Genomic DNA, 12,308 nt, shown 5'->3' on the forward strand with positions numbered 1-12,308 from the left:
GCTAGCCAGGGATCAGCGCGCCTCGGCCTCGTCGCGGCCGGTGGCATGGTCGCGCGGCCTGCCGCTACCGCTCTTGCCACGTCCCCGCAGTATCTTCTTCTCCGCTTCCACGACCAGGTAGATGGCCAGGCTGCCGGCCAGGATCACGCCCCAGTGGCCCGCTGAGAGCCCCTCGCTGCCGAAGATCAGCTGCATGAAGGGCAGGTAGGTCCAGCCGAGCTGCAGCACGACGATCAGGCCGATCGAGATCCATACCGGGCGGCTGCCGAAGATGCCCGAGAGCGACAGGGTGCTGCCGACCAGGAAGCGGCTGTTGATCAGGTAGGCGGCGCTGCCCATCACCAGCATGTTGACCGCGCCGGTGCGGGCCAGCATCTCGCTGCCGCCGTGCTGGAGGATCCAGCTGAACATGCCGAACACGCCGGCCAGCAGCAGCAGCGAGACGAACACCACCCGCCACAGCAGGAAGAGGTCGAGCAGCGAGGCGTCGGGGTCGCGGGGCTGGCGGGCCATGATGTCCTTCTCGGCCCCCTCGAAGGCCAGCGCCAGGCCCAAGGTCACCGCCACCACCATGTTGACCCACAGCGCCTGCAGCGGCGTTACCGGCAGGGTGGTGCCGGCCAGCACGGCGAGCATGATGGCCAGCCCCTGGCCGCCGTTGGTGGGCAGCAGGAAGGTGATGGTCTTGCGGATGTTGTCATAGACCTTGCGGCCCTCGCGGATGGCTCCGACGATGGTGGCGAAGTTGTCATCGGCCAGCACCATCTCGGCGGCCTCCTTGGCGGCCTCGGTGCCCTGGATGCCCATCGCCACGCCGACGTCGGCGCGCTTGAGTGCCGGGCCGTCGTTGACCCCGTCACCGGTCATGGCGCAGATCCCGCCCCGGGCCTGCATGGCCTGCACCAGCCGTAGCTTGTGCTCCGGGGCGGCGCGGGCGAAGACATCCACCTCGAGGATGATGGCCTCGAGGTCCGCATCGCTCATTGCCTCGATCTCGCGCCCGCTGAGGGCGCGGTCGGTATGGGCGAATCCCAGCTGCCTGGCGATCGCCTGGGCGGTGACGGCGTGATCGCCGGTGATCATCACCGGGCGGATGCCGGCAGCCAGGCAATCCTTCACCGCCGCGATGGCCTCTTCCCGGGGTGGGTCGAGCAGCCCGACCAGCCCCAGCAGCACGAGCTCCTCCTCGGCGTGCTCGTCGGTCAGCTCATGGACGTCCCGGACCGGCTTCTCGGCCAGGGCCAGCACCCGCAGACCGCGCGAGGAGAGGGCATGGATGCGCTCTTCCCAGGTCTCGACATCCAGCTCCTGGTCCCCTTCCTCGGTGCGCACGCGGTGGCACATCTCCAGCAGGCGGTCCGGGGCGCCCTTGACCAGCAGGTACTGTTCACCCTCCAGCTGGTGGAGGGTCGCCATGTACTTGCGCTCGGACTCGAAGGGGATGGCGTCATGGCGGTCGTGGTCGTCGCGCAGCCTCGCGGCGGACAGGCCGGCCTTGGCCGCGGCCACCACCAGGGCGCCCTCGGTGGGGTCGCCGTGGATCTTCCAGCGGCCATCCTCTTCCGCCAGCTCGGCGTCGTTGCACAGCACGCCGACCTTGAGGAAGTGGCGCAGTGCATGGTGGTCATCCATGTCCAGTGCCGCCGGGTCGGCCTCGCCGTCGCGCACGGCATGGAAGTCGCCCTCGGGGGAGAAGCCGGTGCCGTCGATGCGGATCTCGCCGTCGGGCAGCCAGATTGCCTGGGCGGTCATCTCGTTGCGGGTCAGGGTGCCGGTCTTGTCGGAGAAGATGGTGGAGATGGAGCCCAGGGTCTCCACGGCGGGCAGCCGGCGGATGATGGCGTTGCGCCTGGCCATGGTCTGGACGCCTAGGGCCAGGCCGATGGTGACGATGGCCGGCAGGCCCTCGGGGATGGCGGCCACGGCGAGGCCCACCGCAGCCATGAACATCTCGCTCAGGGGCTGGCCATGGACCAGTACGCCGAAGGCCGCGGTGAGCGCCGCGGCCCCCAGGATGAAGATCGCCAGCACCCGGCCGGCGCGGTCGATCTGGCGCAGCAGCGGGGTCTTGAGCTGCTCGACCCCGCGCAGCATCTCCGAGATGCGACCGATCTCGGTGCGGGCACCGGTCTCGACCACCAGGCCCCGGGCGTTGCCCTGGACGACGATGGTGCTGGCGTAGGCCATCCCGGTACGATCGCCCAGGTCCGCCTCGGCCTCCACGGCGGCCGTTTGCTTGTCCACGGGGGTGGACTCCCCGGTCAGCGAGGCCTCCTCGGTGCGAAAGCGCCGCGCCTCCAGCAGGCGCAGGTCGGCCGGGACCCGGTCGCCGCTCTCCACCAGCACGATGTCGCCCGGCACCAGCTGCTCGGCGGGCAGGGTCTCGCGCCTGCCGTCGCGCAGCACCTTGGCCTGGGGCGAGAGCATCTGGCGAATGCTCTCCAGGGCCTGCTCCGCCTTGCCCTCTTGAATGAAGCCAATCAGCGCGATGATCAGCACCACGCCGAAGATGGCCGCCGCGTCCAGGGTGTGGCCGAGGCCCAGGCTGGCGATGGCGGCCACGATCAGCACCATCATCAGGATGTTGTTGAACTGCTCCAGCAGGCGTTTCCACCAGGGGCGGGACTCGGCCTGCTGCAGCTGGTTGGGCCCATGGTCGGCCAGGCGGTGCTCGGCCTCCACGCGTTGCAGTCCGTCGGGGCGGCTCTCGAGGCGCTCCAGGGCCTGCTCGGGCGAGAGGGCGTGCCAGTCGACGGGCCCGTTCTGGGGACGATCGGTCATCCTGTTCCTCCGGTGGGGAGCGAGAAAACTAGGTCTAGCACACAGCATGTTGCAGTGCAGTGATCCAGCGCAAGGGTTTCCCACCAAGCCCCTGCCGCCAGGAGCTGGAGGCCGAAAAATGGCGTGCCGTGGCGCCCCTCGCCCCGGGGTATGTCAGGATGGGGCCGACGCACCTGGAGAGATGCCATGTCCCCATCCCGGACCTGTCCCTGCGGAAGCGGGCGCAAGTTCAAGGGGTGCTGCGGGGCTGGAGTGTCGCCATGATGCCGGCTGGCCGCCGAGCGGACCACCCCTTACACTGCCCGGCAACGTGCCCACTCGGCCCCTTCATTCCTCGTCCCGGATGCGTCCCATGGCCCAGACCCTCTCGAAACGGATCAACAAGTACATCAGCGAGAGCGGGATCTGCTCGAGGCGGGAGGCGGACCGTTACATCGAGCAGGGCAACGTGCGGATCGACGGCCGGCGCGCCACCCCCGGTGACCAGGTCTTCCCCGGCAGCGTGGTGAAGGTCAACGGCCGGGTCGTCGAGCCGCTGGCACTGGACGAAGAGGACCTGGTGTTCGTCGCCCTCAACAAGCCGGTGGGCATCGTCAGCACCACGGAGCCGGGCGAGAAGGCCAACATCGTCGACTTCATCAAGCACGGCGCGCGGATCTTTCCCATCGGCCGGCTGGACAAGGATTCCCAGGGGCTGATCTTCCTGACCAACAATGGCGACCTGGTCAACCGCATCCTGCGGGCGAGCAACCAGCACGAGAAGGAGTATCGGGTCACCGTCAACAAGCCGATCACCGATGACTTCATCGCCGGCATGGGCGCGGGCGTGCCGATCCTCGGCGAGGTCACCCGCAAGTGCCGGGTGGTCAGGGAGTCACGGTTCGTCTTCAACATTACCCTGGTGCAGGGGCTCAACCGCCAGATCCGCCGCATGTGCGAGGTGTTCGGCTACGAGGTGGTGAAACTCGAGCGTATCCGCATCATGAACGTGACGCTCAAGGGGCTGGCCCCGGGAGACTGGCGGGACCTGACGGCAAAGGAGGTGGCGACGATCCTCGCCCTGACCGAGCACTCCGCCTCCGAGGCTCGGGCGGACTCTCGCAAGTCGGCCCGGCGCCAGGGGGGCAAGGGTGCCAGGGCCGGCACCGGCAAGTCCGGTGCGCCGCCCCGTCGGGCTGGTAGCGGCAAGCCCGCCAGCGGGAAGAGAGCCGGGCACAAGGCGGGCGGCAAGGCCACGCCTGGCAAGTCCCACGGCGCCAAGCCGGCGTCGGCCGGCAAGACATCCGGGTCCCGTAAGCCGGGGGGCAAGCCGGCGAAGGGGGGCCGCGCCAAGGCGGTTCCGTCCGGCAAGCCCAGGGGCAGGAAGTAGCCGCCTTCGACGCGCCGACCATGAGGAGCACCATGAACGACCCACGGCTGCAGAGCCCCGCCGCTGCGCGCAATCGACAGCCGATCTTCGAGGTCCTTCGCGAGGTGCTGCCCGAGAGCGCGCACGTGCTGGAGGTGGCCAGCGGTAGCGGCGAGCATGCCATCTACCTTGCCGGCACCGCGCCTGGCTGGACCTGGCAGCCCAGCGATCCCAGTCATCGCGCACTGGCCTCTGTCGCCGCCTGGCGCGAGGCCGCTGGCCTGCCCAACCTGCGCGAGCCCCTGCAACTGGACGTGACCGGTGGCTGGCCGGTGGCGCCCTTCGATGCCGTGGTGGCCATCAACCTGCTGCATATCTCGCCCTGGGCGGTCACCGAGGCACTGCTGGCAGGCGCCGGCGCGGCCCTGGTGCCCGGTGGGGTGCTCTACCTCTATGGCCCGTTCAGGCGGGAGGGACGCCATACGGCGCCCAGCAATGCGGCCTTCGATGCGGACCTCCGTGCCCGCGACCCGCGCTGGGGGATCCGCGACCTGGAGGCGGTGACGGCCGAGGCCGGGCGTCATGGATTGAGGCTCGACAAGGTGGTGGAGATGCCGGCCAACAACCTCAGCGTGGTGTTTCGCCAGTAGCCAGCGGGCCCGGGCTTTGAAGGGGGAGGGCTCCAGGTCTCTTCCGCGCGTGGCTCAGCGCAGCCGGTCGAGTTCACGGTTGAGCGTTGCCCGGGAGAGCTCGCCGAAGTGGGTATCGAGCAGCTGTCCGTCGGCATCGTAGAAGAGAGTGGTGGGCATGGCCCTGGCACCGACGCTTTCGCCGAAGGCCAGTTGGGCATCGAGCAGCAGGTTGTCGAGCGCGAGGGACTCGTGGTCCAGGAAGCGTTTGATCTGGGCCCGGTCCTCTCCCTGGTTGAGGAATACGAAGGTGATGTCGGTCTCTTCCCGCTGGGCCTCGGCGAGTACCGGCATCTCACGACGGCAGGGCGGGCACCAGGTCGCCCACAGGTTCACCACCATGGGCTGGCCCTCGGCGGCCTGCAGCTCGGTCAGGCGGATTGCCTCGCCGGCCAGGGTGGCGACTTCGGTCTCGGGCACCGGGCGGCTCTGCCCGGCCATCAGGCCGAGGGTGCCGGCAGTCACGCCCCAGGTGAGGATCCCGGCGGCCAGCGCACCGCCCAGGGCCTTGCGTTGAGCGGGCTGCCGCCACAGGCGCCAGCCCGCATAGGCGACCCCGGCGGCGAGGCCGCCGAGGAGATCGAAGCCACCGTCGCGGATGTCGAGCATCGCCAGTGGCCCCGCGTAGTCCTGGTGGTAGCGCGCCACGAAGACCAGCCGAGCGCCGACCAGTGCGACCAGGACGAGGGTCGAGAGGGTGTCGCCGATGCCCAGGCGCTGGCGTCTGCCCAGCATCAGGCCGGTGATGAGGGCGACTCCCAGGGCGAAGACGATCAGCAGCTGCCCCAGGCTCAGGCCCAGCGGGCCGATGGCGATACTCTGGTCGAGGAGGTTCATGGTCTGTCACGTCCACGGGGAATGCGGGGCCAGCATGCCTGGTCGCGGTTAGCGCCGTATTAAGTGGCCCCTCATTCCGGAACCTCGCCTGGCTTGCGGTACTCGACGCCGTCGGCCTGGCGCTCCTCGCGGGTCCTGGTCTCGTCCTCGGCGGGCACGCCCCACACGGTCTCCCGGCGGCCATCCTCCCAGGTGTAGGTGGTGCAGCCGGCCAGCAGGGCCAGGGTCAGCCCGCCGGCGATAAGTGGCATCGATCGAAGCATCGGAAACGTCTCCTGTTTGTTTGGTGATCCAGCGGGTGGTCTCGCCACTGGTAGGTGACCTAGCCGGAGAGGCCGAGCAGGATCGGCACATAGACCACCAGCAGCAGCACGGCGACCAGCCCCAGCAGGTAGGGGATGATGGCGCGGGTGATGCGTTCCAGCGGCAGCTGGGTGACCGAGGAGGCCACGTAGAGATTGATCGCCACCGGCGGGGTGATCATGCCGATGGCCAGCCCGACCACGATGATCAGCCCGAAGTGGATGGGGTCGATACCCAACTGGGTCACCAGCGGCAGCAGTACCGGGGTGAGGATGATCAGGGCGCTGGCCGTCTCGATGAACACCCCGGTGAGCAGGATCACCGCCACCACCAGCAGCATGATCACCAGGGGGTCGGTCGAGAGTGACAGCACCGCCTGGGCGATGGCGCCTGGTACCTGCCAGCTGGAGAGCGTCCAGCTCAGCACCGCCGAGGTGGCGATCACCAGCATGATCACCGAGGTGGTGATCGCCGAGCGGATCAGGATGCGGTAGACGTCGGCGAGGGTCAGGTCGCGGTAGACGAACAGCGACACCAGCAGCGCGTAGTTGACCGCCACCACGGCCGCCTCGCTGGGGGTGAACACGCCGGAGAAGATGCCGCCGAGGATGATTATCGGTGTCATGAGACCCCAGCTGGCGCTCCTGAAGGTGCGCCAGATGGTGGCCGGCGAGAGGGCCGTGCCGCGGGGATAGTTGCGCCGGTAGGCCTGGACGATGGCGATGGTGCCCAGTCCCACGCCCATGGCGATGCCGGGCAGGATGCCGCTGAGAAACAGCCTGGAGACCGACTGCTGGGCGATCACCGCATAGATGATCATCGGCACCGAGGGCGGGATCACCACCCCGATGGTGCCGCTGGCGGCGATCAGGCTGGCCGCCGAGGCGGGCTCGTAGCCCTTCTTGCGCAGTTCGGGCACCAGGCTCGAGCCCACCGCGGCGGTGGTGGCCGCCCCCGAGCCGGAGATGGCGGCGAAGAACATGCCGGCACCCACCGAGACCAGGGAGAGCCCGCCCTTGAGGAAGCCGAACAGCGAGTCGGCGAAGGCCACCAGCTTCTCGCTCACCTTGCCCTGGGCCATCAGGTCGCCGGCGAGGATGAACATCGGCACCGCCACCAGGGCGAAGGAGTTGATGCCCTGGAACATCTGCTGGGTCACCACCATCAGCGGTACGCCCTGGGCATGGAGCGCTACCAGGGTGCTGGCACCAATGGCCAGGGCGATGGGCACGCCCAGCAGCATGAAGACGAAGAACAGCACGAAGAGCAGGGCGGTCATTTACCGGCTCCCTCGACGTCCGCACGGGGCTCGCCCAGCGCCAGGGCAACGATATCCACCAGCGCATACCAGGCCATGATCGCCGCGGCCAGGGGGATCACGGCGTAGACCCAGGTCATGGAGAGACGCAGCGAGGCGGACTTCTGGAAGCTCTGCACCTGCATGTACTCCATGCCGATGGTGACCAGGGCAGCCAGGAAGCCCAGCGCCACCAGCAGGGCGACGATGCGCGCCAGCCGTCGGGGCAGGCCGGGCAGGGCGTCGACCACGAAGGTCACGGCGATATGGCGACCCCGCCGGAAGGCCAGGGTGGCGGCGAGGAAGGTGATCCACACCAGCAGGAAACGGGCCACCTCCTCGGTCCAGCCCACGGCGGTGAAGAAGACCCGCGAGACGACCTGCAGGGTGATCACACCGATCAACGCCGCCATCGCCGTGAAGACCACGGGGGCGATGACGGCGTCGAGGGTGCGCTCACTCCACCGCAGCGTTCGCAGCAGGGAATGGGCGAGCGGGGACACTTACTCGAGCGCCTCCTGGATGCGCGGCAGGTAGTCGCCGAACTGCTCACCGTACTTCTCGTAGACCGGAGCCACGGCCTCCTGGAAGGCGGCGATGTCGGGCTCCTCGACGATCTGCATGCCCGCCTCGCGCAGCTCGGCCAGCTGCTCGGCCTGCATCTCGGCGTTCATCCGGCGCTCGTGCTCGGCGGCCTCCTGAGCCGCCTGCTCGAGCACCGACTGGGCGGCCTCTGGCAGCTGGTTCCAGGCGGGCATGCCCATCACGAAGATCGCCGGGGCATAGGTATGGCGCGACAGCGTCATGTGGTCCTGGGTCTCGAAGAGCTTGAAGGAGTGGATGACGTTGACCGGATTCTCCTGGCCGTCGATCGTGCCCTGTTGCATGGCGGTCAGTGCCTCGGTCCAGGCCATCGGCACCGCGTTGGCGCCCAGCTCACGGAAGGTGTCGACGTAGACCGGGTTCTCCATCACGCGGATGCGCAGGCCGTCGATGTCTGCCGGGCTCTCCACCGCGCGCTCGCTGTTGGTGAGGTTGCGGAAACCGCGCTCGGCGTAGGCCAGGCCCTTGAGGTTGACCTCCGCCAGCCTGTCGAGAAGCTCCTGGCCGATCGGGCCATCGAGCACCTCGTAGGCCGCCTCCGGGGAGGGGAAGAGGAAGGGCAGCTCGAAGACCGCCATCTCCTCGACGAAGTTGGCCACCGGCCCGTTGGTGATCACGCCCATGTCGACGGTGCCGATCTGCATGCCCTCGAGCAGGGTGCGCTCGTCGCCGAGGCTGGCGTTGGGGTAGAGCTCGATGTCCACCTTGCCCTCGGTACGTTCTTCCACGAGTTCCTCGAACTTCTCGGCGGCGATATGGAAGCCGTCCTGCTCGTTGACCACATGGGCCAGGCGCAGGGTGACGGGGTCCATGTCGGCGAACTCGGAAGCCTGGGCGCCGGCGGCCATGGCCAGCGAGACGGCGAGTGTCAGCGTGCTGCGTGCATAACCTTTCATTATCATTTTCCTTCGGTGAGTCAGTCACTTGGTGAGCATGCCCGAAGCCAGTGCCGGCGGTCAAACGGGGCGTCGGCGCGCCTCACAACAGCCGGTACATCACATGGGCGTCGGTCAGGCCCAGTGCGGGGTGACGAAAGGCCCGGGGCAGGGTGCCGATGATCATGAAGCCGTGCTTCTGCCACAGCCGGATGGCTACCGCATTGCTCGCGACCACCAGGTTGTACTGCATGGCGACGAAACCGAGCTCCCGGGCCAGGGCCAGGGAGTGCTCGCACATCTCGCCGGCGATGCCCTTGCCGCGGGCGCTGTCGGCGACCAGGTAGCCGCAGTTGCAGACATGGTCGCCGGGGCCGGGCTGGTTGGCCTTGAGGGTGTAGCTGCCGGTGACTCGGCCCGCGTCATCGACGGCCACGCGCACGGCCCGGGGCAACTCGACCCAGGTGCGATGGGCGTCCTGCTCGCTGATGTCGCGGGGCACCGCATAGGTCTCGCCGGCACGGAAGACCGGCTCGAGAATGGCCCACAGGGCTGGCCAGTCGTCTGGCTGGTAGGGTCGGATGCGGATCATTCGGTGGCTCCTTGCCGAAAGGGGTCAGGCGGCTTGCTGTGCACGCAGCCAGGCGATCTCCTCGGTCCAGATTGTCGGGTCGATGGTCTCGAGAATCATGGGGATGTCATCGAGGCGCGGGTCGTGCATCAGCGTGGTGAAGGCGTCGAGCCCGATGTTGCCCTGGCCCAGGCTGTGGTGGCGATCCACCCGGCTGCCGAGTTCGCTCTTGGCGTCGTTGAGGTGCATCCCGCGCAGGAAGGCAAGGCCGACCACCCGGTCGAACTCGTCGAGGGTGGCGGTGGTGGCCTCGGGCGTGCGCAGGTCGTAGCCGGCCGCGAAGGCGTGGCAGGTGTCGAGGCACACGCCGACGCGGGACTTGTCCTCCACCTGCGCGATGATCTCGGCCAGTTGCTCGAAGCGCCAGCCCAGGTTGCTGCCCTGGCCCGCGGTGTTCTCGATCACGGCGGTGACGCCGCGAGTCTCGGCGAGCACCCCGTTGATCGACTCGGCGATGCGCGCCAGGCAGTCGCTCTCGTCGATCTTCCTGAGGTGGCTCCCCGGATGGAAGTTGAGGCGGTCGATGCCCAGCTGCTCGCAGCGCTGGAACTCGTCGAGGAAGGCGGCTCGGGACTTGGTGAGCCCCTCCGCCTCGGGATGACCCAGGTTGATCAGGTAGCTGTCGTGGGGAAGAACCTGTCCCGGGCCGAAGCCGTGCTGGTGACAGGCGGATCGGAAGGCTTCGATGACCGTGTCGGTGAGTGGCCTGGCCTGCCATTGACGCTGGTTCTTGGTGAACAGCGCGAAGGCGTCGGCCCCGATCTCCACGGCACGCAGCACGGCCTGGTCGACACCGCCTGCCGCGCTGACATGGGCACCGAGGTATTTCATGGGCTTCCCCCGCCGGATAGATCAGTGATGCATGGTGCAGGGAAGTCTACACCAGCGCGGCGGGAGGGTGTGACGACCATGGCGATGACCCCGTTTAGGGGGGCCGAGCGGGATCCGCTAGGCTTTGTCCGAAAACTGGCTACGCTCGGCCATACGGCGTTAAAAATCGACTCAAAGTACTCATTTACACCCCGTAAACTCCGTCTTTTCGGCGATTTTTGCCTTGTCTGACCTTCGCTCGCCGACTTTTCAGACGAAGCCTAGTCCTGATCGTCGGAGGTTCCGTCCTTGCGGTGGATCACCAGGACGGTCTTCTGGTTGAAGCTGACCTGCCGGCCGTAGGCCTCGGCCGCCTTCTTGGTGGCAAAATGCCGGCTGGCTCGTCGGGAGCCGCCCTTCTGCACGCTCCAGCCACCCTTGGCGTTCGGCACTACGTGATGCGTCGACCGGTTCATCGTTGTCGTCCCTCCTGTGCGGTGGGCGTTGCCGGGATGGCGCATCCTGAAGTATAGCGATCACGCCGAAAGGCGAAGGCGGTATCACTGCCGGCCATGATCCCGGTCATGCAACGGCGACGCCCCCGAGAGGCCTGGCCACCGCCGGTCATGACCCGGGCCATCGCCGGGGTCAACGGGTGCTCCCTATACGAACTCGGGATCCTCGGTCCTGACGGTGATCGCCTCCTCCTCGCCGGGCACCATCACGGCGAACTCGCCCCCACCGAGGTGAGTGACCGAGTGGCCCTCACGGGTCCGGAAGGCGGGAAGGCCACTGCGGGTGGCGCCGGCGTGCTGCAGGTCACTGAGATCCCGGACGCTGACGAACATGTCGATGAAGTACTCGTTGCCGGCCGGGTCGAAGGCCAGGATGGTTCTCTCGTTGCGGGACACGGTACACCTCGGATCGGGATGGATAAGCCTGAGTCCATTCTAGCCGCGGCCGGCGCCCGTCTTCCATCGTCTTCGGCCAGCATTCTGGATGACGCCGGGCGGCGACCACGCGGGCCTCGCCGGCGCCGAGGGTGGTGCTCCTCCCGGTGACAGCGGGTATCCTCACGGCGATGAATCAGGAGGCGGCCGTCGCCCGCCGGCCTGGGGCGAGCTGACCGCCCAGGGACTGACTGGATGATAGAGCGAAGGAGATGCGCCTTGCGCCTGGACTATCAGGGGTTGTTGCCCGAAGTCGTCGGGTTCCTGCTGCTGCCGCGCTTCTCGATGATGGCGTTCTTCTCGGCGGTGGAGCCGCTGAGGATCGCCAACCGGATCACGGGGCGGATACTGTTCGACTGGACGCTGATCAGCGAGGACGGCGGGCCGGTCACGGCCTCCAACGGCATGACGCTGCTGGCCGACCGCGCCATCGGGGAGGTGCATCAGCTGCCCTCCCTCGCGGTATGCAGCGGCTTCGGTCCCGAGGACAGCCTGAGCCGGCCGCTGATGGCCTGGCTGCATCGCCTGGATCAGGCCGGCTGCGTGCTTGGCGGGCTCGACACCGGCGGCTTCCTGTTGGCGGAGGCGGGCCTGCTGGCGGGCGAGCGCGTCACCCTGCATTGGGAAAGCCTGCCGGCCTTCCAGGAGCGCTTCCCGGGTATCGAGACCTCCGACGAGCTCTTCGAACTGGGGCGGCGGCGCTTCTCCTGTGCCGGTGGCACCGCGGCCATGGACATGGCCCTGGAGGTGATCGCCCGTCGCCACGGGTCGCGACTGGCGGTCGATGTCTCGGAGCAGCTGATCCACGAGCGGATCCGCACCCGCAGCGACCAGCAGCGCATGTCGCTGGCCAGGCGCCTGGGGATTCATAACCGCCGCCTGGTGGAGGCAGTTTCCCTGATGGAGCGGCACCAGCAGGCGCCTCTCTCGCTGGAGGCAGTGGCCAGCCGCAGCGGGGTCTCCCTCCGCCAGCTGCAACGCCTCTTCGAACAGCATCTCGGCACGTCCCCCCGGGCGTGGTACCTGAACCTGCGGCTGGAGCGTGCCCGGCACCTGCTCGCCGAAACGGACAGTGATGTCCTCTCGGTGGGGCTGTCCTGCGGCTTCTCGTCAGGCTCCACCTTCGCGCGGGCCTTCAAGGCCCGCTATGGCCTGTCGCCGCGGGAGGCGCGGCGGGAGTGAGC

At 68.2% G+C, this 12,308-nt stretch carries 14 protein-coding genes; 4 read left to right on the forward strand and 10 right to left on the reverse strand.

All coding sequences use genetic code 11. From position 1 onward, the window contains the following. Positions 1-12: 12 nt before the first annotated feature. Positions 13-2,781 (reverse strand): cation-translocating P-type ATPase, encoded by a 2,769-nt coding sequence (locus M8009_RS01305; RefSeq protein ID WP_250058962.1) that lies wholly within the window; start codon positions 2,779-2,781, stop codon positions 13-15. Positions 2,782-2,967: 186 nt separating this feature from the next. On the opposite strand from M8009_RS01305, the gene M8009_RS19295 reads away from it, so the two are divergent. The 3 genes from M8009_RS19295 (at position 2,968) to M8009_RS01315 (ending at position 4,779) form a co-directional block, all read left to right on the forward strand. Next, complete coding sequence (locus tag M8009_RS19295) at positions 2,968-3,045, forward strand: SEC-C metal-binding domain-containing protein (protein WP_430886885.1); 78 nt, start codon at positions 2,968-2,970, stop codon at positions 3,043-3,045. An 88-nt stretch (positions 3,046-3,133) separates the two neighbouring features. Then, positions 3,134-4,150, forward strand: a complete 1,017-nt coding sequence (gene rluF / locus M8009_RS01310) for a 23S rRNA pseudouridine(2604) synthase RluF (RefSeq protein ID WP_250058963.1) — start codon at positions 3,134-3,136, stop codon at positions 4,148-4,150. A gap of 32 nt (positions 4,151-4,182) precedes the next feature. Then, complete coding sequence (locus M8009_RS01315; protein ID WP_250058964.1) at positions 4,183-4,779, forward strand: DUF938 domain-containing protein; 597 nt, start codon at positions 4,183-4,185, stop codon at positions 4,777-4,779. Between the two features lie 54 nt (positions 4,780-4,833). Here M8009_RS01315 and M8009_RS01320 read toward each other — a convergent pair whose 3' ends face one another. The 9 genes from M8009_RS01320 to M8009_RS01360 all read right to left on the reverse strand — a co-directional run bounded on the left by M8009_RS01320 (position 4,834) and on the right by M8009_RS01360 (position 11,085). After that, positions 4,834-5,655, reverse strand: coding sequence for a TlpA disulfide reductase family protein (locus tag M8009_RS01320; protein WP_250058965.1), 822 nt, complete (start codon positions 5,653-5,655; stop codon positions 4,834-4,836). A gap of 71 nt (positions 5,656-5,726) precedes the next feature. Continuing rightward, complete coding sequence (locus M8009_RS01325) at positions 5,727-5,918, reverse strand: hypothetical protein (RefSeq protein WP_250058966.1); 192 nt, start codon at positions 5,916-5,918, stop codon at positions 5,727-5,729. Positions 5,919-5,977: 59 nt separating this feature from the next. Then, complete coding sequence (locus M8009_RS01330) at positions 5,978-7,237, reverse strand: TRAP transporter large permease (RefSeq protein WP_250058967.1); 1,260 nt, start codon at positions 7,235-7,237, stop codon at positions 5,978-5,980. After that, on the reverse strand, positions 7,234-7,758 hold the full coding sequence (locus M8009_RS01335; protein WP_250058968.1) for a TRAP transporter small permease: 525 nt from the start codon (positions 7,756-7,758) through the stop codon (positions 7,234-7,236). Before M8009_RS01335 ends, M8009_RS01330 begins: the two co-directional genes overlap by 4 nt. After that, positions 7,759-8,754: a TRAP transporter substrate-binding protein gene (locus M8009_RS01340; RefSeq protein WP_250058969.1), complete on the reverse strand. Its 996-nt coding sequence runs from the start codon at positions 8,752-8,754 to the stop codon at positions 7,759-7,761. It abuts the gene before it with no gap. A gap of 82 nt (positions 8,755-8,836) precedes the next feature. Continuing rightward, complete coding sequence (locus M8009_RS01345; protein WP_250058970.1) at positions 8,837-9,325, reverse strand: GNAT family N-acetyltransferase; 489 nt, start codon at positions 9,323-9,325, stop codon at positions 8,837-8,839. Positions 9,326-9,349: 24 nt separating this feature from the next. Further along, the gene (gene nfo / locus M8009_RS01350; RefSeq protein WP_250058971.1) at positions 9,350-10,195 is read right to left on the reverse strand and encodes a deoxyribonuclease IV; all 846 of its coding nucleotides are present in this window, start codon (positions 10,193-10,195) and stop codon (positions 9,350-9,352) included. Positions 10,196-10,455: 260 nt separating this feature from the next. After that, on the reverse strand, positions 10,456-10,650 hold the full coding sequence (locus M8009_RS01355) for a DUF2188 domain-containing protein (RefSeq protein ID WP_250058972.1): 195 nt from the start codon (positions 10,648-10,650) through the stop codon (positions 10,456-10,458). 186 nt (positions 10,651-10,836) lie between these two features. Then, complete coding sequence (locus M8009_RS01360; protein ID WP_250058973.1) at positions 10,837-11,085, reverse strand: hypothetical protein; 249 nt, start codon at positions 11,083-11,085, stop codon at positions 10,837-10,839. Positions 11,086-11,343: 258 nt separating this feature from the next. Between M8009_RS01360 and M8009_RS01365 the strand changes: the two genes are divergently transcribed. After that, positions 11,344-12,306: a GlxA family transcriptional regulator gene (locus tag M8009_RS01365; RefSeq protein WP_250058974.1), complete on the forward strand. Its 963-nt coding sequence runs from the start codon at positions 11,344-11,346 to the stop codon at positions 12,304-12,306. Positions 12,307-12,308 lie beyond the last annotated feature (2 nt).

It is taken from the genome of Halomonas gemina (assembly GCF_023554995.1).
Lineage (GTDB): Bacteria > Pseudomonadota > Gammaproteobacteria > Pseudomonadales > Halomonadaceae > Halomonas > Halomonas gemina.

What these genes read in the sequence shown, in the direction of transcription:
- nfo (WP_250058971.1), bottom strand. Translation starts at nt 10,195, where the DNA reads ATGAAATACCTCGGTGCCCATGTCAGCGCGGCAGGCGGTGTCGACCAG.
- rluF (WP_250058963.1), top strand. Translation starts at nt 3,134, where the DNA reads ATGGCCCAGACCCTCTCGAAACGGATCAACAAGTACATCAGCGAGAGC.
- M8009_RS01340 (WP_250058969.1), bottom strand. Translation starts at nt 8,754, where the DNA reads ATGAAAGGTTATGCACGCAGCACGCTGACACTCGCCGTCTCGCTGGCC.
- M8009_RS01330 (WP_250058967.1), bottom strand. Translation starts at nt 7,237, where the DNA reads ATGACCGCCCTGCTCTTCGTGCTGTTCTTCGTCTTCATGCTGCTGGGC.
- M8009_RS01305 (WP_250058962.1), bottom strand. Translation starts at nt 2,781, where the DNA reads ATGACCGATCGTCCCCAGAACGGGCCCGTCGACTGGCACGCCCTCTCG.
- M8009_RS01325 (WP_250058966.1), bottom strand. Translation starts at nt 5,918, where the DNA reads ATGCTTCGATCGATGCCACTTATCGCCGGCGGGCTGACCCTGGCCCTG.
- M8009_RS01315 (WP_250058964.1), top strand. Translation starts at nt 4,183, where the DNA reads ATGAACGACCCACGGCTGCAGAGCCCCGCCGCTGCGCGCAATCGACAG.
- M8009_RS19295 (WP_430886885.1), top strand. Translation starts at nt 2,968, where the DNA reads ATGTCCCCATCCCGGACCTGTCCCTGCGGAAGCGGGCGCAAGTTCAAG.
- M8009_RS01355 (WP_250058972.1), bottom strand. Translation starts at nt 10,650, where the DNA reads ATGAACCGGTCGACGCATCACGTAGTGCCGAACGCCAAGGGTGGCTGG.
- M8009_RS01320 (WP_250058965.1), bottom strand. Translation starts at nt 5,655, where the DNA reads ATGAACCTCCTCGACCAGAGTATCGCCATCGGCCCGCTGGGCCTGAGC.
- M8009_RS01345 (WP_250058970.1), bottom strand. Translation starts at nt 9,325, where the DNA reads ATGATCCGCATCCGACCCTACCAGCCAGACGACTGGCCAGCCCTGTGG.